The sequence below is a fragment of the Fischerella sp. PCC 9605 genome (genome assembly GCF_000517105.1).
In the GTDB taxonomy this organism is placed as follows: domain Bacteria; phylum Cyanobacteriota; class Cyanobacteriia; order Cyanobacteriales; family Nostocaceae; genus PCC9605.
The window spans coordinates 219,340-242,160 of the sequence record NZ_KI912148.1 but is presented as its reverse complement, the minus strand read 5'-3'; the positions used below and the strand labels follow the sequence as shown (position 1 = coordinate 242,160).

General features: G+C 41.2%; 21 protein-coding genes and 1 tRNA gene. 15 read left to right on the top strand and 7 right to left on the bottom strand.

What is annotated here, in order from left to right:
• Positions 1–675: 675 nt before the first annotated feature.
• Positions 676–1,380, bottom strand: a complete 705-nt coding sequence (locus tag FIS9605_RS0103400) for a hypothetical protein (protein ID WP_026731327.1) — start codon at positions 1,378–1,380, stop codon at positions 676–678.
• A gap of 800 nt (positions 1,381–2,180) precedes the next feature.
• Between FIS9605_RS0103400 and FIS9605_RS0103395 the strand changes: the two genes are divergently transcribed.
• The 4 genes from FIS9605_RS0103395 (at position 2,181) to FIS9605_RS0103375 (ending at position 5,523) form a co-directional block, all read left to right on the top strand.
• A complete protein-coding gene (locus FIS9605_RS0103395; RefSeq protein ID WP_026731326.1) occupies positions 2,181–2,876 on the top strand; it encodes a hypothetical protein in 696 nt (231 codons plus the stop codon).
• The gene (locus tag FIS9605_RS0103390; protein ID WP_026731325.1) at positions 2,876–3,622 is read left to right on the top strand and encodes a hypothetical protein; all 747 of its coding nucleotides are present in this window, start codon (positions 2,876–2,878) and stop codon (positions 3,620–3,622) included. The genes FIS9605_RS0103395 and FIS9605_RS0103390 overlap by 1 nt, the downstream gene beginning before the upstream one ends.
• Before the next feature lie 1,138 nt (positions 3,623–4,760).
• The gene (locus FIS9605_RS0103380; protein ID WP_155960345.1) at positions 4,761–5,030 is read left to right on the top strand and encodes a hypothetical protein; all 270 of its coding nucleotides are present in this window, start codon (positions 4,761–4,763) and stop codon (positions 5,028–5,030) included.
• 4 nt (positions 5,031–5,034) lie between these two features.
• Positions 5,035–5,523, top strand: a complete 489-nt coding sequence (locus FIS9605_RS0103375; protein ID WP_026731322.1) for a hypothetical protein — start codon at positions 5,035–5,037, stop codon at positions 5,521–5,523.
• Between the two features lie 187 nt (positions 5,524–5,710).
• On the opposite strand, the gene FIS9605_RS0103370 is transcribed toward FIS9605_RS0103375, so the two are convergent.
• Together FIS9605_RS0103370 and FIS9605_RS0103360 are read right to left on the bottom strand one after the other, a co-directional pair.
• On the bottom strand, positions 5,711–6,892 hold the full coding sequence (locus tag FIS9605_RS0103370) for a hypothetical protein (protein ID WP_035139379.1): 1,182 nt from the start codon (positions 6,890–6,892) through the stop codon (positions 5,711–5,713).
• A 106-nt stretch (positions 6,893–6,998) separates the two neighbouring features.
• On the bottom strand, positions 6,999–7,226 hold the full coding sequence (locus FIS9605_RS0103360) for a toxin-antitoxin system HicB family antitoxin (protein WP_026731320.1): 228 nt from the start codon (positions 7,224–7,226) through the stop codon (positions 6,999–7,001).
• 166 nt (positions 7,227–7,392) lie between these two features.
• Between FIS9605_RS0103360 and FIS9605_RS0103355 the strand changes: the two genes are divergently transcribed.
• The 7 genes from FIS9605_RS0103355 (at position 7,393) to aspS (ending at position 12,835) form a co-directional block, all read left to right on the top strand.
• Complete coding sequence (locus FIS9605_RS0103355; protein ID WP_442854682.1) at positions 7,393–8,163, top strand: hypothetical protein; 771 nt, start codon at positions 7,393–7,395, stop codon at positions 8,161–8,163.
• A gap of 263 nt (positions 8,164–8,426) precedes the next feature.
• Entirely contained in the window at positions 8,427–8,621 is a 195-nt protein-coding gene (locus tag FIS9605_RS0103345) for a hypothetical protein (protein WP_026731317.1), read from the top strand.
• 379 nt (positions 8,622–9,000) lie between these two features.
• Positions 9,001–9,741 (top strand): recombinase family protein, encoded by a 741-nt coding sequence (locus FIS9605_RS39700; protein ID WP_051469923.1) that lies wholly within the window; start codon positions 9,001–9,003, stop codon positions 9,739–9,741.
• Positions 9,742–10,064: 323 nt separating this feature from the next.
• Positions 10,065–10,433, top strand: coding sequence for a hypothetical protein (locus FIS9605_RS0103335; RefSeq protein WP_026731316.1), 369 nt, complete (start codon positions 10,065–10,067; stop codon positions 10,431–10,433).
• Between the two features lie 9 nt (positions 10,434–10,442).
• Entirely contained in the window at positions 10,443–10,919 is a 477-nt protein-coding gene (locus FIS9605_RS0103330; protein ID WP_026731315.1) for a hypothetical protein, read from the top strand.
• Positions 10,888–11,199: a hypothetical protein gene (locus FIS9605_RS0103325; protein WP_026731314.1), complete on the top strand. Its 312-nt coding sequence runs from the start codon at positions 10,888–10,890 to the stop codon at positions 11,197–11,199. Before FIS9605_RS0103330 ends, FIS9605_RS0103325 begins: the two co-directional genes overlap by 32 nt.
• Positions 11,200–11,536: 337 nt before the next feature.
• On the top strand, positions 11,537–12,835 hold the full coding sequence (gene aspS, locus FIS9605_RS0103320; protein ID WP_026731313.1) for an aspartate--tRNA(Asn) ligase: 1,299 nt from the start codon (positions 11,537–11,539) through the stop codon (positions 12,833–12,835).
• A gap of 118 nt (positions 12,836–12,953) precedes the next feature.
• Here the strand turns inward: aspS and FIS9605_RS0103315 are convergent, their stop codons facing one another.
• Entirely contained in the window at positions 12,954–15,086 is a 2,133-nt protein-coding gene (locus FIS9605_RS0103315) for a sensor histidine kinase (protein WP_035139614.1), read from the bottom strand.
• A gap of 315 nt (positions 15,087–15,401) precedes the next feature.
• Between FIS9605_RS0103315 and dacB the strand changes: the two genes are divergently transcribed.
• Positions 15,402–16,874 carry a D-alanyl-D-alanine carboxypeptidase/D-alanyl-D-alanine endopeptidase gene (gene dacB / locus FIS9605_RS0103310; protein ID WP_026731311.1) on the top strand — a complete coding sequence of 491 codons (1,473 nt, stop codon included), beginning with the start codon at positions 15,402–15,404 and terminating at the stop codon, positions 16,872–16,874.
• A gap of 220 nt (positions 16,875–17,094) precedes the next feature.
• On the opposite strand, the gene FIS9605_RS0103305 is transcribed toward dacB, so the two are convergent.
• Positions 17,095–17,166: transfer RNA gene (locus FIS9605_RS0103305), tRNA-Gly, on the bottom strand.
• 212 nt (positions 17,167–17,378) lie between these two features.
• Complete coding sequence (locus FIS9605_RS0103300; protein ID WP_026731310.1) at positions 17,379–17,957, bottom strand: FAD-dependent oxidoreductase; 579 nt, start codon at positions 17,955–17,957, stop codon at positions 17,379–17,381.
• 474 nt (positions 17,958–18,431) lie between these two features.
• Between FIS9605_RS0103300 and FIS9605_RS0103295 the strand changes: the two genes are divergently transcribed.
• Positions 18,432–19,307: an Npun_R2479 family HD domain-containing metalloprotein gene (locus tag FIS9605_RS0103295; protein WP_026731309.1), complete on the top strand. Its 876-nt coding sequence runs from the start codon at positions 18,432–18,434 to the stop codon at positions 19,305–19,307.
• Between the two features lie 105 nt (positions 19,308–19,412).
• Positions 19,413–20,528 carry an ABC transporter permease gene (locus FIS9605_RS0103290; RefSeq protein WP_026731308.1) on the top strand — a complete coding sequence of 372 codons (1,116 nt, stop codon included), beginning with the start codon at positions 19,413–19,415 and terminating at the stop codon, positions 20,526–20,528.
• Positions 20,529–20,601: 73 nt separating this feature from the next.
• Here the strand turns inward: FIS9605_RS0103290 and hpnH are convergent, their stop codons facing one another.
• Positions 20,602–21,615, bottom strand: coding sequence for an adenosyl-hopene transferase HpnH (hpnH, locus tag FIS9605_RS0103285; RefSeq protein ID WP_026731307.1), 1,014 nt, complete (start codon positions 21,613–21,615; stop codon positions 20,602–20,604).
• A gap of 152 nt (positions 21,616–21,767) precedes the next feature.
• On the opposite strand from hpnH, the gene hemB reads away from it, so the two are divergent.
• The gene (gene hemB, locus FIS9605_RS0103280; protein WP_026731306.1) at positions 21,768–22,787 is read left to right on the top strand and encodes a porphobilinogen synthase; all 1,020 of its coding nucleotides are present in this window, start codon (positions 21,768–21,770) and stop codon (positions 22,785–22,787) included.
• Positions 22,788–22,821 lie beyond the last annotated feature (34 nt).

Below are 22,821 nucleotides of genomic sequence, written 5' to 3'. Positions count from 1 at the left end.
GNNNTNNNANNANTNTNAACCTGTACAGGTTCTTTTGTTAGCTCTTGCTTCTTAAAATGCCGCTCTACCGCCTGTGAACAAACATCACTACCAGTAAGCTGGAAGTCATTTGCGATCGCGTTGATTTGAGAACACAATTCCATAGGGATGTCCAGCAATACGTGTGTTCTAGCTTGATGAATCGAATTTAAACCACCGGGTTTTATTGGTGTTTGGGATGTTAAATTATCCGGAAAATCTATGTACTTTCTCAAAAAAGTTCGCGTAACCCTTATGCTGGGCTGTTTTGATTGAACATTACCATCTGCATCAAAACCATTAATGATGACATTGTAGTGGTGGTTTTCGTGGTAGCTATACCATTCGTTTCTGTGTAGACGTTCAGCCGGTTTGGCTGGATTTAAAGAAGAAACATCATCCACTAACTCTTGCAGAATTTTAGTTAATTGTTCACCAATTAATTGTTGTTTCCTCAATGCTGTTGATGAGGCGCGCATGAAATCAGTTTCACTGAAATCATCTCGACGCATCTTCTGAATTTTGTAATTTGACCAAGCATCTGAATTTAAAACTTGTTGTTCTATTGCATTGAACAAATAATCTGGCAAGTCATAAGAAACAGAAGTCATTTCGACTTTAACTTTTGGTTCTTCATCAGAAGAGAACATACGAGTTTTAGGCATCTCTACGTTCCTCCAGCTTTGCGGTTAAATCTGAAACCTGTTGTTGCAAAGCGGCGATCGCATCTAAAAAACCTACTTTCTCAGCTAAATGCTGGAGTTGTTCAGGTGATGCTAAATCAATACCTTGCATTAATTGATTTGATTGTGGATTTCCCAGCTTATGCTGGTTTTCCTCTGCTAATCTCTGTTGTTGTTCTGCTAATGCCTGTTTTCGAGGATTTAATAAGGTCTTCATCTGCTGGTTGTTATCCAATTCCTGCTCATGCAGATGTTTAGCCTCTGCAACAGTCATTCGTTGACCTCGATAGCTGACTATTTCAAAATCACTTCGATTAGGAAATATTGATTCACTACCATCGCCAAGTTTGATTTGAAAGCTTCTCAGTACTTGCGCTGGACTTCTTAAATGTCTAGACCCATCTGCTTTCACCGGCAATGCTGGTGTGCTGGGAAGCAGAGGTGATTCTCCTGTTTTCTCATAGAGGTCAGCTAACAGTTGATTTGGTGTTTTACTGTGGTTGTACCCCAGTACAACTGGAACGTAGCCATAATCTAACTGCTCAGGCTCCGCAGATGATTTACCCTGAGCTGGCTCTATCCAAACACCCTCTAGTGTTTCGTCATCGTCATCATCCGGCAATATCGCTGAAATTCTGCTTTCCCTACATCCACCAGTCGTATTGTCTTGATATGCCATCTCTTAATATTAGTTAATTAACTATTAACAGTCTAGCTGCTGGATATCCTATCATCACTAGTGTTTTACCTTTAATGCTGCCAGTCATTGATTTTCAGCTTTATCCATAGACAAAAATCTATGATTAATCCTATTTATCCGCTTATCCTTCTAAATATCCATAGGGATAAGCTGGAAACTCTCACTGCACATATATCTCTCATGTATCCCCTACTAGGGCATATTAATATATCAACTTTTATTGTTATGAAGTTGCGAGTCTATATGCAATTAGTTGCATATGGATATTCTCTGAACAATGGGTTTACCTATTATTACAATTGCTGAGATTGCTTATAATAATTGAGAACAGAGTCAATAAGAACGTTTGTAGTACATTGAAATACTGTCAATTAATTGACAGTATTTCAATGTACTACAGATGCATTAACATGCATCCACATCAATGATTTTATAAGCAAGCTCAGCAGCTATATTCACTGGTATACATATGAATCACAAGGATTTTAGAGAATATCAATATGCAACTAATTGCATATTGATAACTCATCTAGTTAGTACATCTGTACCATTAGATTAGGTTAAGAGAAGGTTAAGGAAAATAGTTATAGAACCAGCAATGCTTTCCAGCTTATCCCTCTGGATATATAGAAAGATAAGCGAAAAAACAGGATTATCATAGAGTTTTATCTATGGATAAAGCTGGGAAGCAATGACTGGCAGCTTTAAAGGTAAAACACTAGTGATGATAGGATATCCAGCAGCTAGACTGTTAATAGTTAATTAACTAATATTAAGAGATGACATATTCAGATAACACGACTGGTGGATATAGGGAAAGCAGAATTTCAGCAATACTGCCAGATGATGGCGATGAATCATTAGAGGGTGTTTGGATAGAGCCAGCTCAGGGTAAATCATCTGCGGAGCCTGAGCAGTTAGATTATGGCTACGGTCACAGTAAAACACCAAATCAACTGTTAGCTGACCTCTATGAGAAGACAAGAGAATCATCTCTGCTTCCCAGCACAACTGCACTGCCGGTAAAAGCAGATGGTAGTCGTATTCTACGAAGTCCACAACAAATATTACGCTCTTACCAGATTAAATATGGCGAGACAGATAAATCAATATTTCCTGGTAGAGATGATTTTGAAATAGTCAGCTATCGAGGTCAACGAATGACTGTTGCAGAGGCTAAACATCTGCATGAGCAGGAATTGGATAACAACCAGCAGATGAAGACCTTATTAAATCCTCGAAAACAGGCATTAGCAGAACAACAACAGAGATTAGCAGAGGAAAACCAGCATAAGCTGGGAAATCCACAATCAAATCAATTAATGCAAGGTATTGATTTAGCGTCACCTGAACAACTCCAACATTTAGCTGAGAAAGTTGGATTATTAGATGCGATCGCCGCTTTGCAACAACAAGTAGTTGCACTGAGTGCAACCACATCCGAATTGAAAGCAAAGCTGGAGGAGCAAAAGTAATGTGTCCTAGCACAAGAATGTTTGGAGAAAGAAAACTCCCTGAAAAAGTCGAAATGACTTCTACTTCTTATGATTTACCAGATTATTTGTATAGTGCGATAGTTAGTCAGGTTGAGAAATCAGATACTTGGCGGCAATACAAAGAACAAAAAGAACGTAGGGATGGGACAACTGATTTCCAGCGAAATTCTGCTGTTTTACTTAGAAAAAATCAGATGATTGGTGATGTTATTACTGATTGTTTGCAGGAATTAGTTGATGACGTTTCTTCTTTAAACCCAGCCAAACCTGATGAATGCAAACATCGAACAGAGTGGTATAGCTACCACGAAAACCACCACTACAGTGTCATCATTAATGGTTTTGATGCAGATGGTCATATTCAATCAAAACAGCCAAGCATAAGGGTTACGCGAACTTTTTTGAGAAAGTACATAGATTTTCCGGATAATTTAACATCCCAAACACCAATAAAACCCGGTGGGCTAAATTCACTACATTCGACTAGAACACACGTACTAGTGGATATTCCTCTAGAACTTAGTCAGAAAATCAATGAGATATCGCATGATTACCAGCTTTCGCCCTCTGATGTCGCCTCTCAGGGCGTAGAGCGGTATTTTAAGAAGCAAGAGCTAACAAAAGAACCTGTACAGGTTGAAAATCCTAATACATCCCGACTTATGTCAGCATTTGACAGATACGAACGAAATATAGAGGAGCTGAAGTGGAGGAAAACAAAATAATGTCTGAACAATTAGATAATACTGCCGCTATTTCCAGCACTACTATAGGTGCGGCTGGAGGGGCATATGAGACCGATGATAGTGGTGAGCGTGTCTTCGTAACCCAAGGTGAGTTAGATAGGCTGGAAGGTCAAAATAAACCCTGGTACGCAGATAAATTAGATGAGATACGAAGTGAAATTTCTGATGACCCTAACACCAAATATCTCAATGCAAAACCTATTGTGGTGGATGATGGCACTATTTTTTATCCCGCTACTGGAGAATATCAAATACATGACCCCAACAAAGTCAGNGAACATACTTGGACAATCTTGCAAGGCATAGAGAAACACCAGCTTAAGGCAGAGTTGGGCATGAATCCTAATAGGTATGATGAATACCAAGCGGCTCAGGTATTATCTGGTGAAGTCATAACTCCAGCAGAGATGGGATACGACCAGAGAGCGGCATACCAGTTAATTCAATCAGCAAAGAGAGACCCTAAATTNCTTGAGTATTTAGAAAACGTCACGGCTGAGGAGCTTGACCAAGTAAAACAATCATTTACAGAGGAACAACATAAGTGGTTTGGCAATGCAGCTAGACAATTTGGCGCGCATGTGGATGGTGGTTTAGTTGATAAAGCAGGATTAATTGCAGCGATCGCNCACTATAAATTATTTCCAGAGTCTCGACAGCAACAGATGCAAGGGATGCATCCACAACAAGCTCAATCGAATCAGCAATACCCGACTACTGTTTATGAGAAAGAACGATATCTCTCNAGTCANTGGGGTGTTNGNANAGATGANNTTCATCGNNGGGTAAATATCATTTCTGAACTGGCAGCTTTGGCTGGNAAATCANTNGAANNNATTNNTTTANCTGAAGCTGTCNNANTTTGGAATAACTACGAANGTGGTGGATATAACTCTCAACTGCAACAATTAAATAGAAGGGATTTGGTCTATTGATATGGCTACATTTGACAGAATTGATAATAAATGGGCTATNAATCAACCACCACCAAGAGATAGAGACTCTGTTGATATTAAGAGATTATCCTCAAGCTGGAAACTCAGATATCCTACTGTGGTTGATGTTCATAGCTCTGTGGCTGGGAGTGTTAGTGAGTTTAGTGTTTAGGTTAGGAATTATGGCTGACTTTTCTGTTTACATGGAAAACAATGAAGATGTTGTTTATGAAGGAGAAATCGCTAAAATAACAAGACTCTGGGATACGAATAAACTACAAACATCTGGCATTGATTATTGGGGTTATCGTCAGCTTTTGGACGAAGAACAAGAGAAAAGATTAACAGCAAAATCTTTTAAAAATAATTCACCACCTATGCGTCCACATCAGGAAGTAGAACCACAAATGAGTGACCAGCAGAGGCGAGCAGTAAGACGAATTTTGGAGTAAATATATGGCTCAACCAGTAGTAACTATTCAAGATACCTTAGCCCTACAAAATAAGGCTATACTCTTCTTTAATCGCAATCAATATAAATCCCAATATCGGTATTTCGGTAGCGGTACAGCAAACGTAACTGATTCCGAAATGTTCATTGATGGTATCTCCGGACAGAGACTAATCCCACCAACTGAATGTGCTGTATTCATACGTTTTGATTATGCAATCTACGACTATGAAGCTACCAAATATAATGGCGGTACTCTTGCTGCTGTATATGGTGTAAACGCTTCTGGAACTGTGAGTGAAGCTGGTGCTGATACTGGTACACCTGCTGTCTTTGGTACTGCTACTCCAAACACCTCTGTTACCCTACATACAGATGGTACGGCAATATTCCCCCGATTTACTATTACGAATAACAGTGATTCTACTATCGAGGGATTAATGACTGTGGTTGTAGCTACGAACCCAGAATCTAATTTTGGTTCAGTAGTTTAATTTTGGTGGTAACGACTAGCGTCATTGTGGATGCACTGAGTGCATTGTGGTGGTAATGGGTACAAATTTTATGAAACGATTAGGAACAAAAACTAATATTCTCGGCTTGAAAGGTAAATAAAAATAAGGCCAGATGATTTATTCGTTATCATCTGGCTATTTTTGACACTCTGATTGCATTTACCTTTTATTCAGATGATATGGCGGTTAAGCTGGATGTGGATGCACTGAGTGCAACTACCTGCTCAGCCGCTACCTCAGCTTTGAGTTCTGGAGTTAACAAAGATTTCAAAGCCGGGGAAATCAATTGCAATTGTTCCTCTCTAGTAAGTTCTCTCCATTTATCAATACGATATCTTTCGGGGACTTCTAGTGCTTCTTGTTCTGTTAAACCATCGAAAATTCTTTTGGATATTCTGAATCTCACTCCTAAAAAATCTTCCCATTCCGTAAGACTTTTTTCTACGCCTCCATAGGTTATTAATCTCTTCTTATATCCTTTTGGTTTTTCGTATTCATCCAATTTAGCCTTAAGCTGGGTGTTCTCTTCGATTAGTCTGGCATTTTCTTTCTGTAATCTCTGATTCTCAGCTTTTAACCTCTTTATCTCCTCAGCAATTGGTGCATATCCTCCATGAACTGCGGCGGAAAAATTCTCTTCGTGGTTTTTGTTTTCCATCTGCGCGCCTTTGGAAAACAAAACACTCTCAATAAAAGAACGATTTTCGGTTGTTTCAGGTGTTTCTTGTTCTATATTCTCAGTTGGTTTACCATAAACCGATTGAGAATAACTACCAGCTAATGCGAATGAACCTGGTAACTCTTGTTGTAGCTGGGGTTCCTCTATAACCTCTACGTCTTGGATATCTTCTGGCAAATGCGACACGGTGTCGTTTTTGTTAGATTCTTTTCGATGTCCAGCCAAAGCCCTGGTGATGGACTTAATGCCCAAAGATTTTTCTTTTTCAGCAAACTCAGCAATCAGAGTGCGGTTGTTAGCACAGTCCATATATCGCTGAGCAGTACGAATTGTAAACTTAAAGCTGCCTTTCCTGAATAACTTACCCCATTCTCCATGAGGGCATTGAGATTTAATTACGTTGAGAATATCCCCTAATCGAATGCACTCAGACCATGTTGTTTCTTTGAGACTCTGAATTGTTTCAAAGTTACCTTCAATAGAATCATTCAAGTGATTAGCTTCCACGATTAAGCTTTCTATAGAGCGATCGCTGAGTGGCTGCACTGTGTGTAACTGCGCTAACGCATCATCTCTTGGTACTGGCACGATATTACTTTGCTCTACAATCACCTCATTATCGATAGTACCTCGTGTAATTTGACCCGTAATAGCATCTTGGATTAACATCTTCATTCACCTTCCTTCTTCTCCTTTTCAGCTAATAATTTTGAGAATACAATCCTCAAAGCTCTTGCAAATTCCTCATCTTTGAGCAAATCATCAGTAGTTGCCACTATAGGAGCAGTGCTGGAATTGGTGTTTTTTTTAGTGCTTCTATCTCTTTCTGCAACCGCTCTACCTCTTCCTCTAATGAGGGTAATGAGATAGCTTTATCTAGCACTTTAATGATGTACTTGTTTAACGACATGCCGCTTATTCTAGCCGCTAGCTTAGCTTGATTGGCTAGAGACTCAGGCATTCTTATATTTACCTGTACAAGTTCCTCTTTTTCTTCTGTCATCTTTCTTCTCCACTTTCTTCTATATCAATATAATACCATTGTTAGCAAAGCTATCAAAATGCTATAATACGTGCAGTAGAGTAAAAGCCCAAGTTTCCGAGAATATTACCGAAACATAGCAAGCTGAAACCTACTAAATACAAACAATTACAGTTAATTAAGAAATATGTCAAATAAGATGACAAAAGCAATTGTCACCCAAGTCCCTATTGGGAGTGTGGCAATAGAGGGGCTTATGGATGAAGAAGGTAATTATTATGTAGCAGCACCACAGTTAGCTGGTGAGTTTTCGCTACTCAAAAACAATGCCACAAGAGAGGTCAAAGTTTTACTGGGTAAGGATTTCCAGTTCGTCAAACTCAAAACAGAATTGAACTCAAACGCAGTTAATGCCATACCACTCACTGAATTTGAACGACTACTATTTGAATTGGCATTGAAGGGCAATGAAAAAGCAATTGAATTCAGTCGTATGTTGGTAGGTCTATCTCTGCATCAACTGTTCTCAGATGCATTCGGGGTCAAATTCGAGCAGGAAGAACGCCAGCTTTGGCTACAGGCACGATTAGAAGGTAAAGCAACTAGGCGATCGGAATCAGATGCTATCAAAGACTATTGGTGGAGACATCCTGATATGAACGAAGGTGAAACTAAGTGGATATATAAGAATGTCACAGATACCTTATATCGTGGTTGTTTGGGAGCAGATGCCAAACATCTCAAACAGCAGAAGAACTGCCAGAACCTACGAGATTGTTTGGAGTCTGACCAGCTAAGGTTGCTAGACCATGCGGAATCTTACTTGACTCAATTAATTGATGTTAGGGATATGCACCCGATGGTAGCAGCTAAAGAGGTTGTGGAATTATACGCGCCTAAGAAAGCCGCCACAGTTGCATCTAGCGAAGCAACCACTGGTACTGATGTTCCTAGATAATCCAGGGCTGGGTGGTGAGGAGTTCTCCATTTTGAAAATGGAAAACCGGGAGGTACATATGTTGTCGCTATTAATCATTTACATCGTTCTTGGATTTACAGGATTAATGTTGTTCGATTTCATAACCGGGCTGTTTCAGCTTTGGGACGCAGCAGTTCTAAACACCAAAGTAGTCCGTCTCAAAATTACTCCTGACCCTTTAGTAAATCCAATGCCAAAGAGACGTAGAGGTAGACCTAAGAAAGTTGCATAGGTGAGGGGAAATGCAAAATATTTTCAGAACACTAACTGCTAGAGAGATGGCAATCATCTGCATTTCTACAAACATCCCTTGGCAAGAGATTGTCATCAGATGCGTTGATGAAGAAGGAAAATTAGACCTCAATATGGCAAGAGGTTATCTACAGGCAAAGCTGGAGGACAGAAGCTATGACACTTCTAAAACCACGACTAGATAACAGATATTTTTTCTTTGACCCACAGACAACACAATACATAAGATTCACCAGCAATAGTTTTGAAATCACAACAGAATTAACAGAAGCAACACTATTCTGTGGTTTAGGACTGATGGATGTTCACCAGGTCAAAATAAGCGCCCGAGAAAGAGGTGTTCCGGAACGATTTCGGATTTACATATCAAATGAGCACAAAAGAAAATTAGCTTTAGTTAGATAAACAAAACATGGAAGAACTAATTTTTGGAATGTTGCTAGAGACATTACTTTATGCGGTATTGCATAGGTTTTTAGTAGGTGTTTGGTAAATCAACAAAAATACCCCAGCCTACACTACCAAAGCTGGGGGAGTTACCAATGAATTCAGGAGGAATCGCATATGTTTGAATCTGCTACTGATGCACATAGTGCATCCACTAACACAATACCATTACGTTTAATCGGCTACGGTCGTGCATCCACAGCAAAACAATCAATTACCAAAGATGTGCAGCTTGAGGGTATAACCAGATATTGTGAACTCTACGGACATCACCTTGTAGATTTCTTCTATGACGCAGCCAAAAGCGGTAAATCCAAACAAAATCGAGGTGAATTACTCGAAGCTCTGGGATTACTCGAAGCTGGAAAAGCAAATGGAATCGTCGTTTACAAACTCGATAGACTTACGCGATCGCCAAAAGATTTATTTGAGCTTGTAGAGAACTATTTCAAAACGTATACCTTGATTTCTGTTTGTGACCAAATAGATACCCACAGTGCGAATGGACGTTTAGTGATAAACATCTTAACGGCTGTGGCGAACTGGGAACGGGAAATCATAATTGAGCGAACTTTGGATTCTCTAGGAGCGAAAAGAGTCAAAGGACAGCATATAGGTAGGGTAGGTATAGGCTATCGAAAAACTAAAGCTGGGAAGTTAGAGAAGACACCTCTATATGACATTTTGGTGGATGTTTATCGGCGATGGAATAATGGCTCTACATTGCTGGAATTGGCATCAGAATTGAATCAAAAAGGTATCCTAACGAGTAGTAAAAAGATGTGGAGTCAGCAGAATCTGTGGTTTGTTTTGAAGAAAATTGAGAGTGAACTTATCAGCGTAGGATTAGTTGGATAATCAACCACAAAAAATAAATCCCAAGTAACCTCGATGGGCACTTTGGGATTTGCTTATATGGATTCAAGGTTAATAATTAACTGAGTTCCTTTTATTTTACCAGCTTGAAACCTTCGTTATAGCCGGCTTACTGCCGGAAATTCATAAATAGCTTTGTTTATTTTCTTAAGTTTCTTTGCATTTACTTAAGATTAATGTTAATTGACGATTACTTATCTATAGGTAGCGTTAGTGTACGACCAATAAGAGTTTAGATGAAAAAGTAGAGGAGAAGTAGAGGAGAAGTAGAGGTAAAGAATGAGTAAAGAAAAAAGGGGTATTTTATGAAATTAACGCAGGAATTAATCAAGTTTTCACTAGACGATTTGGATGAATACACCTCTAGAAGTGAGTTAGCTCGTAAACTAGGAACTTCCAAGATTACCATCCAAATCTACAACAAAATGGCAAGTAAAAATATACGCGACTATCACAACTCTTTTCCTAAAGTTGACGGAAAGGTTGGGGAGTTAGAGGATACCATGCCACTTAAAAGGTATCAATGCTATGTAATTGCCAAGTTATTAACAAAGGCCTGTACTTTAGGTAAGAAAGGGCTAGAGGCAATGCTCCAATCAGATAAAGAATTTGCGGATGAATTTTCCTACAGTAAATTCCTAGAAGTTTATTCAAACAAAAAAGTAGCAGCTTAGGAGGACACTATGCATTTAGACCAATACATTCAAAGTCGTGGAGTTACTTTTGGTGCTGTTGTAAAACAGATTGAGGATAGAGGTTGGGAAGTAATAGATGATGAACTTTCTGACGAGCAAGTAATTACATTGGATACCCACTTTAATAATTCAAATAGCGGCATCCAGAAAGCCCCCGAACAACCCAAATATTCTCTAGCAGGCATCCCTAGAGAAGTACTAGAAGCTGAGCTTAAATCGCGTTCTAGGAGTGAATTAGAAAACGAAATCTTAGAGCATTTGAGCTACACAGAACAGGCGTACAGCTGGAGAGATGAGCTTACCAGACAGATTCGTCAAAAACACGAGGAGGAACTCTCAAGCTGGTTTCAGGAGCAATCATACCCCAAAAGTCAAGAAGAAATCGAAATACATACAAAATTCGTCAATAAATTGGCAGAATACGGTATCTTGGTTGAACCGCAAGGTACAACTGTGGTTCCCTAGTTTCATCTGCATTGCTGGACTAGCAGCTTTATGTTTTGTTGCCTGGCGTTCTACTTATGTTCCCCAAGCAGAGGAATACCGGAGACTAAGTAGTCAGGTAGAACAATTACAGAAGGAACTAGAAAAATCAGAATCTGAAATCATATGGCTGCAATCAGACGTAAATAAACGAGAACAGGAGGTTAAACAACTGAAATGCCAGCTTAAACGGAGATTCCCTACAATTAGAGATTTCCTTGGCTGGGAGGATGCAGAGGAATGTAGTTATGAAGAGATCTGATGGCAGAGTGGTTAAATTTTGTTAATTCTCTGTACTAAACCACAGGGTTACGTATACTAGAAGATTATTTAGCTTGTGGCTGTATCTATTAGAAAATTTGCTAAGATTTTTTCAACTCGTAGAAGAGGACAGACCCCTCTGAGAGGTTTACCTGAAAAGGAGATTCACAATCAAATCATCAACTGATTGGAATGGGCATTAGTAAGGTGAAACGTACCTGCGACGACACCGCAGCAATTAAGAGCCACACACTTGTAATGCACAAGAAAAGTGGAAGCTGGATGGCACCGCCATTGATATGGTTCCAGCACTGGTAATAACTTGGGAACCATAGCATATGCAAAGTCCTTCACGAACACTAGTCGCTTCCCTGCACCCGTCGCTAAGAGAAGAAATAATTATTCGCGGATGGATATATCGCTTGCGAGAACTGGCTCGCACAACATTTATAATTGTCAGAGACTGTAGTGGAGAAGTCCAGTGTGTAGCAGATTCGGCTTTAGTTAGGGCAGTTTCACTCAAGTTGGATGAGCCAGTAGAAATCAAGGGTAAGGTAAAACCCGACACCAGGGCAAAGGCTGGATTTGAAGTGGAAGTAATTGAGATATCTGTTCTCAACCGAGTGACTCAACTTCTTCCCTTCAATTCTTGCTCAGACATTACTGAAATTGGAATTGACACTATTTTAAATTACCGTCCGCTCTCACTCCGCAATGAGAGTATCGGTGACATTTTTAGGATACAAGCGGCGATTGTGCATTATTTTCGCTCCTTTTTAAGAAAAAGGCACTTTACTGAAATAATTACATCCAAAATCGTTTCTAGTGGAACAGAAGGCGGGACAAATCTATTTGAAATTAAATACTTTGAACGCTGTGCTTACCTTGCCCAAAGCCCCCAATTCTACAAAGAACATGGAGTCGCAGGGTTAGAAAGGGTTTTTGAGACGGGTCATGTGTATCGCGCTGAACCACATGCCAGCAGCCGTCACCTTACTGAATACTACTCTCTTGACTTGGAAATAGGATTTATTGAGAGTCCCGAAGAGTTGATTCAACTGGAACGAGAATTGCTTAACTTCATTTTTGAGCAACTTAACCAAGATTATGCGGATGTACTCAAGAGGTATCGAGAAAAACCACTGCCCCAGATGCAGAACGTCCCAACATGGGAATTTGCTGAATGCTTGGAACTGTTAAATCGACACTTCGGTCGTACTGACCTCGTAGACGATCTAGATTCTGAAGCAGAACGTCAGCTTTGCCAATTGGCTGAGTCAGAAACAGGAATTGCTGCCTTGTTTGTAATCGGCTTCCCACTCACGGGGCGACCGTTCTACACCCATCCACGAGGTAATAGTGGTGCATCGCAAAGCTTTGACCTTCTGTTTGAAGGTATTGAAATTACAACGGGTGGACAACGACTGCACAGACGAGAAGATTTGGAACAAGCACTGAAAAACCGTGGTATTGACCCCGTGTCTTTTGAAACTCATCTGCGGATGTTTGAAATGGGAATGCCGACTCATGGAGGATTGGCGATTGGTTTGGAAAGGCTGACAGCAAGAATTCTGCATCTTGCAAACATCAGACAGGCAACTCTTTATCCGCGAGATAGGTATCGGATATCACCTTAATTCACGGGGACTGGAGATTGGGAGGAATTAACGACAAGGATTGTAAAGCGCCCTATTCCAGGGATTGGGATAAAAAGCAATACGGTTCAGTTAGTGATATTGATTCCTCAGAGATCCCTTAACCCTGGATGGGTAACGTAAACCAAAAAGTTGCCCCTGCGTTTGGGGCGCTATTCACACCAATTTCGCCGCCGTGGGCGTTGATAATTCGCTTACACAGATACAACCCCAATCCCAAACTTACAGAGTTGCGGACGTTACTACTCCGGAAATAAAGATCAAATAGCCTTTCGCACTGTTGCTGACTCAAGCCCACACCGTTATCTGCGACAGTGCAATAAATTTTATCCCCCTGGGCGATCGCATTTATGGTAATACTTAACCCTGGGAGATTGTGCTTGATGGCATTAACAATCAAGTTAGAAAATACTCGCCATAGTTGCGTTGGATCGCCATTCACCAAAGGTAAATCAGCCGGAACTAAATTGGTCAGGGTAACTTGATTTTCCGCTAGCATCGGTTTTAAATCAGCGATCGCATTTTCTACGATTTGATCCAGTTTTACTGGTTGGCGTTCCAAGAAAATGCCTTGCACTTCGCTGACATGAGCTTCCATCAATGAGTTAATTAAATTCAGTTGCCGTTCGCTGCTTTGCTCCATCCGTTCTAAAATCGAGCGGGGAATGGTAATTTTATCGTCTGGGTGTGCAAGTAGATTTTTTAGCACCATCAAAGTACCCAACACCGGGTTGCGTAAATCATGGGAAACTGCATGGAAAAATACTCGTAGTGCTTCTTCTGTGCGCTTGCGATCGCTAATATCTAGAATTACTCCCACCAACCCACCAAGCGAACCATCTGCTTTTGAAAAAGTTGCCTTATAAAAAATTACATCATGCTTCTTGCCATCTTTGTAGACTACCGAATCTTCATAACTCTGAATGCCTTGTTGCTCAAACAGTGCCATATCTGCTTGCTGGTATTGCTCGGCAAGTTCTTTTGGTGATAAATCATACTCATCTTTACCTAGAATTTTTTCTTTACTTAACCCGAAAGCTTCTTCAAAAGCCTTGTTACAGCCAATATATAAGCCTTGGGAATTTTTATAAAAAACTGGTGCAGGAATAGTATCAATGAGAACTTGCAAAAAATCTAACTGTTCTTGTAAAGCCGCTTCAGCTAGTTTGCGCTTAGTGATGTCTTCAATCAATCCTTCGTAGTATAGCAGCTTACCAGTTTCGTCACGCACGGCGTATGCCTTTTCTGAAATCCAGACAATGCTGCCATCTCGGCGATAAATCTGAGACTCGAACTCTGACACACTGCCATATTCTTCAATCAAGCGCACAAATTCCGCACGTCGGTGCGGATCGACATACAGTTGATGTTCTATATCAGTGAAATTTGCTGTTACTTCTTCCGGCGATGAATAGCCATAAATGCGTGCTAATGCCGGATTAGCAGTAATGTAACGTCCGTCGGGACTGCTTTGGAAAATACCTTCGACTGCGTTTTCAAAGATATTGCGATATTTAGCTTCTGTCACCCCGAGTTTCTGATAAGCAAACTCAAGTTCCCTGCGGGCATAAAACTCAGAGCGTTGCAGGCGATCGTACAGGTAAACACCGATGTCACATATAACACAGAACCAGAATAAATATAAAATAAAAGTAACGTTATATATTTCCGGATGATCGGGAAGTGGTAGTTTTAGCCCAAATAACGTATTGAGACCAAAATAGTAAATTAGCACACCCAGCTGGGACAGCAAGTGTAGAACCCAGCATACAGGCATAAATGTTGCTTGACTGAGAAATAAAAGTGACCAAGCAAGGGTATTGGGCAGTGCAAAACCTTTGAAAGTAGCAAAAATCTGTGGTATCAGGCTAATTGACCAAGATGATCCCAAAAATAGTATCGCTGGATAGCGACGACCAAACTTAGTTTTACGCAAAGCTAGGCAAATAGATAAACTCAGCAGCATGACAATATCCATGACAAGCGCCTGAGTTCTTAGCACCTCTGGTAGTTTTTGCAACTCCTTGAGAGGAAAGAAATAGTTATAAATGTCACGCAAAGTAAACGTCAAAATGCAGATCAGTGCCAGCCATAACCATAAGCGTAATCTTTGCCACAAAAAGCCATTGCGCCAATCTTTGTATTCACTGGCCATGACGTCCGCTGTCGGTGTGGTATCACCAGAAACGGCTCCGCGTTGCCATTTCCTTAGTAATTTCAACAAGGTCTTCATTAACTTCTGACCAAATCCCATAATGAATAAAGAAGGTGTTTCCTTCTTTTTGCTTCCCCTCAATTTCAATTTTGGATTGTTGATGATACAAGTAGTGTTCTTCCTAAAGGTGGAGAATATATATTTTTATTGCCTGTGGCTAGTTCTTAGTTGTACGCCAACAGTGTGAGCAATTTTCCAGTCTAGCGGCTACCTCTGGCACAGTCATATTCCCCATTCCCCACACATATTTACTGTGCCGTTGTGTTTTGATAAAAACTTTACTGTAACCACTCTGACAATAAAACACTCTTACAGCAAAAACAATTCTTCAGAATGTCTAAAAGAATTTCCATTAGCTTGTTGCTGCTGTTTATTGGCATTCAGGTAGGTATCACTAAGCAAGCAGTAAAAGCGCAAACACCCATACCAACTGCACCAACAGCTACCACAAAAATCATTTGCCCTGCCCAATTGGGAACAGCGGTAGATGCGGTGATCAACCGTCCCGAATTCAGTCGGACACGTTGGGGAATTTTGGTACAAAATCTAGGATCTACTCAAACACTTTACAACCGGGATGCTGAAAAATACTTTACTCCAGCTTCTAACACCAAGCTACTAACTACAGCTGCCGCCTTGCAACAGCTGGGTGCAAATTATCGCATTCGCACTTCTGTGTATAGCAATGGTGATGGTGTGTTGCGTGTAGTGGGTAGGGGAGATCCCAGTTTAACTGATGCTCAACTAATAGCATTAGCGAAGCAGTTGAAACAAAAAGGTATTACCAAAATCAAGCAGTTGATTGTTGATGATAGTTACATTCAAGGAGATATTGTTAACCCTAGCTGGCAATGGGAAGATTTGCTGTCAGGCGATGGCACACCAGTTAACAGTTTGATGGTGAATCAAAATACTTTTAGTTTCATTATCTCACCGCAAACTTTAGGTAAACCTCTAAAACTCATCTGGTTGAATAAGGATGAAAAAAAACAGTGGCAGGTAATTAATCAGTCAGTCACCGTTGCGAAAAATCAACCAGCTGCGATCAAAGTTACTCGTGATTTAAAAGGAGCAATACTACGAATTCAAGGCGAGTTGCCTGAGACTTCTCAACCGCAATTTATTACTATACCCGTAGTTGCACCTGCGGAATATTTTTTGCAGCGTTTGCGCAGTGCTTTGGCAACAGAGAAAATAACCGTTAAAAAAACATCAGTTGCAGCTAGTGGTAGCAAAAATGAAACGGAATTAACTGCTGTGCTGTCTCCTTCACTCTCGGAATTGGTAATGGAGGCAAATCAGAATAGTAATAACTTCTATACTGAAGCATTACTGAGAGCATTAGCGATTAAAAAACCAGCAACCAAAAATCAGAGTACGGCTGATGCTGGGTTAGAAGTTTTGCAGACAACTCTAACTCAGTTAGGAGTCGATTCCAAAAGTTACCTTTTGTTTGATGGTTCGGGGTTATCTCGCAAGAACTTAATTAGTCCAGAAGCATTGGTGGAAACTTTGCAGGCAATGGCGAAATCACCCCAAGCATCAGTTTTTCGTGCTTCCCTACCTGTAGCAGGTGTCAGTGGCAGTTTAAAAAGTCGCTTTCAGGGTACGCCCGCTGCGGGAATCGTGCAAGCGAAAACAGGGACTCTGCGTGGTGTTGTGACTCTCTCAGGATATGTAAATACGCCTAGTTACAGTCCGGTGGTTTTCAGTATTATGGTAAATCAAACCGAACAACCTGCTAGTGTTGTACGGCAAGCAATTGATGAAATTGTGGTGATATTAGCACAGTTGCAGCGTTGTTAATTCTATCTTTGTGTCTTGGTGTCTTAGTGGTTTAAGATTTTTTTACCACCCTACTCTGCGAGAAGCCCTCCGGGTACTCTAACCTTGAGCCGCCCACAAGGGGCGTCTACGTCAATCGCTCATGGGGGACTCACCGCTGCGCGTCTACGTGACGGGAACCGCCTTCTGGGGGGCTGGTCTCACCAAGGCACAAAGACACCAAGTATTTTCATAGCAAGAAAGCGGGTGATGGGACTCGAACCCACGACGTTCACCTTGGGAAGGTGACATTCTACCACTGAATTACACCCGCAAATAGCTGTTAGCTTAAATAAAGCTAGCAACTATTATACCACTATTTTCTGACTGACATTTGGGGTAGGTACTTGTAGATTTTTGATGCTGTTGATATCGGTTCGCGCTTTCGGGTCGATTTGGACTCTGATGGGAATTTGGCGATCGCAGCTCTCAAACCACTACCTAATAATAATGTAATGGCACTAGCCAAAGGAGATAGTTTTAGTGCTATTTGCCTATTTTTATGTAATTAGTCTTACATTTAATAGCAGTGGGGTTGTTAGCGATCGCTTTTTTGGATGTCATTTGATCAAATCGCGTTGCTCTCGTCGGCGACTGAATGCCAGCATTTGCCCAAGCTAATGACCGGGCCAACTTCTGACGAATGAATGGCAAAAGTTGTAGCATGATAAAGATACACGTGCGGCCCAGGAAGCCCCATATTGAGGGAGACCACATCTGCCAGGCCATAAAGTTGGCCCGATTAATCACACTCTGGTTGATTTGTCGGCGAATCCGCTCATAATTTAAGTAGGCATCGTCCAAGGATGACTGGCCCTGGAAAGCACGTGACAGTTCTTCAGCCAAAGTTTCAGCATCTTGCAGAGCCATATTCATCCCCAAACCTGCTGCTGGATGAGTTACGTGAGCAGCATCGCCTAGAAGTACGACTCCTTGATTGGCGTAACGTTCCACATGCATCTTCTGTAACCGATAGACGCGATCGCCGTGTCGTTCTAATTCCATATCAGCTAAGGCAGGGAGACGACCGGCCAACTGCTGACGCAGTTCGGTCTCAATATTCATTATCCCATCCAGCTTTATTACGTTTACGTTTTACTCCAGTTTTGAGAGTTTTTTCTTGATTTATATAGATTTAACGCAATCTGTCTTAGGATGGCAAAGTTCTGAAGTGCATTATCCTTTTTTTATACAAAAATATAGGTTTCTCCTCGCAGAAAGCATAGCCTATTCTGTGATAGAGCTATAAAAATTGGTCATATGTTGTAAAAAGAGCTTGCCAGCACCCAAGCCTTTGCTGTGATAATAACTACAAGGAGAAATGTGTATAGCGCTTAACTCCATCTAACGCCAAGGTAATTGGCAATTTTGATATAAACGCATAAACAATTAAACCTCTTACAAAAGAACCTTTTGCTAAGAGGTGGGAAAAAGTTAAAGGTTAAGGGTAAAGGAATTGAGAAGCCTTTGCCCTTTACCTCTTTTCCCTTTCCTCCACTTCTTTTAAGAAGTCTATTGTTGTCCGACTGAGTAACTAGTATGTTCAATGCCACAGAAATATTAATAGATGCTTTTGTAAAGCAAATTCGAGAAGGCTACCGCCGTACCTACGGCTGCTTAAAAACTGATTATCAAGACATAATTGCTTGGGCAGGCAATATGGCTTTAGAAAACATTGCCAATAGTGATGCCCTGTATCACAATGTCGAACACTCGATTCTCGTCACTCTAGTAGGACAGGAGATTTTACGTGGCAAACACATTCGGGAAGGAGGTGTTTCTAGTGAAGATTGGTTGCATTTTATAATTTCTTTGCTTTGTCATGATATCGGCTATGTCAAAGGAGTGTGCCGACAAGACCGCGAGCAAGAAGGATTATATGCTACAGGTAAAGATAACATCATGATTTCTCTTGCTCCTGGGGCTTCTGATGCCAGCCTGACACCATATCATGTCGATAGGGCGAAACTCTTCATCGATGAGCGTTTTGGTGGTCATAAACTCATAGATTCTGAAGTTATCAAGAGCAATATTGAATTGACTCGCTTTCCAGTGCCGACTGCTGACGATCATCAATGTACTGATAGCTTTGCAGGCTTAGTGCGTGCTGCTGATTTAATTGGACAATTAAGCGACCCCCGCTACTTAAAGAAAATTACTTCTTTGTTCTACGAGTTTGAAGAAACTGGGATGAATAAAGTTTTGGGTTATCAAACACCCGCTGATTTACGCAATAACTACGCCAAATTCTACTGGAATGGGGTTTATCCTTATATTCAAGATGCACTGCGTTACCTGTCTTTGACACAGCAGGGAAAACAAATTGTCGCCAATCTCCACTCCAATGTCTTTGTTGTAGAACATGAAGTTACTCAAGAAGAAAAGTTATATTTGGTGGAACAACTACGTGCTTAGATATTAGTCATTCGTCATTAGTCATTCGTCATTAGTCATTGGAAAAAAAGCAAAATGACAAGTGGCAAAGGACAAAGGACAAATGACAAAGGACAATTAACTATTATGAACTGGTGGCAAAGACTCAAAAAAAATCCTTTAGCGCGATTTGGGGCAATTTTGCTCATAGTTTTCTATGTGACAGTAATTGCCGCTGATTTCGTCGCCCCTTATGACCCTTATGCCTCCCAACCGAATGGTTCCCTGCTACCACCGACTAGAATTCACTGGTTTTCGAGTTCGGGGCAGTTTATTGGACCTCATGTTTATCCAACAATTCAAGGAGACACAAATTTAGAAACAGGCGATCGCAAACTCATTGTAGACAAAAGTAAACCCTCACCTCTACGGTTATTCGTTCAAGGTTCCGAATATCGCCTTTTCCAGTTGAATTTGCCTTTACCACCCAAGTGGGATGAAGTAACTGTCATCCCCGGAATTCCTTTGAATTGGCATTTATTTGGTACAACTGGCGAAGCTAAAATCAACCTCCTAGGTACTGACGATCAAGGACGCGATCAATTCAGCCGCTTACTACATGGCGGTCGAATCAGTTTGTTTATCGGTATTGTGGGCGTTGCCCTCACCTTTCCTCTCGGGATGCTAATTGGCGGAATTTCTGGTTATTTTGGCGGCTGGGTTGATGGTATCATCATGCGCCTAGCCGAAGTACTGATGACCTTTCCCAGCATATATCTATTAGTAACCTTGGGTGCAGTTTTGCCCCCAGGACTAACCAGTACTGAGCGATTTTTGTTGATTGTGTTGATTACGTCGTTTATCAGTTGGGCTGGCTTAGCACGAGTCATTCGCGGACAGGTACTATCCATTAAAGAACGCGAATTTGTGCAAGCAGCACGAGCAATGGGTGGCAAACCACTATATATCATCACTCGCCATGTTTTGCCGCAAACTGCCACATACATAATTATCTCTGCTACCCTTGCGGTTCCCGGTTTTATCGGTGCAGAAGCAGTACTCAGTCTGATTGGGCTGGGAATTCAACAACCAGATCCTTCCTGGGGCAATATGCTGTCTTTAGCAACCAATGCTTCTATATTGGTGCTGCAACCTTGGCTGATCTGGCCACCAGCATTGGTGATTATCCTGACAGTTTTAGCGTTCAACTTACTGGGGGATGGACTGAGAGATGCCCTCGATCCCCGTAGTTTGCAAAGGTAGATTGTTGTTTGTTGTGGGTTGTTTGTTGTTTGTAATCACCAACAACCAACAACCAACAACCAACAACCAACTACTAACCAAAAACACTGCCAATTGAACGAGCTATATTTTGTGGTTGCATAGCATCTGTCGCTGCGGTCGGTTCATAGCCGCAGTGAACCATACAATCTGCACACTTGGGATTGCCACTAGCATGACCGTATTTGCTCCAGTCAGTTTTTTCTAACAGTTCACTGAAGGTGGCGTAGTGACCCTCATTTAACAAGTAACAAGGTTTTTGCCAACCGAGAACACTGTAACTAGGACTACCCCAAGGTGTGCATTCATAGTCTTTTTCACCAGTCAGAAAATCTAAAAATAGTGGATTGTGATTGAAGTTCCATTTTGTTTTACCTGCTTTGAAAGGAGCTAGGATTTCTCGAAACAGGGCGCGTGTTTGTTCTCGCTTGAGAAAATGCTCTTGATCTGGAGCCCACTCGTAACTGTAGCCTGGAGAAATCATCATGCCATCAATGTTGAGTGTACTCAGGAAGTCAAAAAATTCTTGCATTTGTTTAGGATCTGCGCCCTCAAAGATAGTCGTGTTGGTAGTGACACGAAAACCTTTGGCTTTAGCAGCGCGTATAGCTTGAACTGCAATGTCAAAAACACCTTTGCGATTAACGCAGTAGTCGTGCCAATCTCGCATTCCATCTAAATGCACGCTAAAAGTTAGATAGGGCGAAGGTTGGAATTTGTCCAAGCTTTTTTCTAACAATAAGCCATTCGTACACAAGTAAATGAACTTCTTGCGCTCAATCAATCCCCGCACAATCTCATCAATTTGGGGATGTAGCAGAGGTTCTCCTCCAGGAATGGAGACTATGGGAGCTCCACACTCTTCTGCTGCTGCAAAGCACTGTTCTGGAGTCAGGTGTTGTTTTAGCACGTCTGTTGGATGCTGGATTTTGCCACAACCAGGACAGGCAAGATTGCAACGGAATAGTGGTTCTAACATCAAGACTAAGGGATAGCGTTTGCGTCCTTTCAAACGCTGGGTAAATATATATTTCCCGACTTCCAATGCTTGTTGTAAATGAATAGCCATTTTTGTATTACTCCTCACCTCACCTGAAAACTAGGATAACGACTTAATGAAACTCGTGGTGAATGCAGATAGTAATACTTATGATTTTTTTGAATGGGTTGCGATCGCTCTAGTTTATGATAATCATTATCATTATTGTTTAACTTTTAACTATGACGTCCACAACACCTACAAATCCTTCTCCAGCAACCCATTTATTGCATCGTCCCCGTCGTCTGCGGCGCACAGTAGCACTGCGGCGAATGGTGCGAGAGATTCATCTGGACGTCAACGACTTGATTTATCCACTGTTTGTCATGGAGGGAGAAGGGCAAAGAGTCGAGATTGCTTCTATGCCTGGGTGCTACCGCTATACTCTGGATTTATTGCTCAAAGAGATAAAACAAGCTTTTGATTTGGGGATCAATGCTGTTGCACTCTTTCCTGTTATCCCAGAAGCTAAAAAAGATGATGTCGGTACAGAAAGCTATAACCCAGATGGACTAGTACAGCAAACCGTCAAAGCTATTAAACAAGTAGTTCCAGAAATTATCGTGATTACCGATGTTGCTCTTGACCCCTTCACCACTCACGGTCACGATGGTTTGGTGGATGAAAAGGGTACTATTCTCAATGACCCGACCGTAGAAGTTTTAGTGAAAATGGCACTTTCCCAAGCAGCAGCAGGGGCAGATTTTGTTGCACCTTCTGACATGATGGATGGCAGAGTGGGGGCAATTCGCAAAGCTTTAGATGCACAAGGATACTTTGATATCGGAATTTTGGCATACTCTGCAAAATATGCATCTGCTTACTATGGCCCATTTCGAGACGCTTTGGATTCTGCCCCGAGATTTGGCGACAAAAAAACTTATCAAATGGATGCCGCTAATGCTAGAGAAGCAGTGAAAGAAGTTGCTTTGGATATTGCCGAGGGTGCAGATATCGTCATGGTAAAACCTGCCTTAGCTTACCTGGACATCATCTGCCAAATTCGCAACACTACGAATGTACCAGTAGCAGCGTACAACGTCAGTGGTGAGTATACAATGATTAAAGCTGCTGCACAGATGGGCTGGATAGATGAAAAACAGGTAATTTTGGAATCTTTAACTAGTATGAAACGGGCTGGTGCTGATTTGATTTTGACCTATTTTGCCAAAGAAGTAGCTTTGATGTTAGCTTCATTCTAGTTACCAGGTGTTGGTAGAGACGCGAAATTTCGCG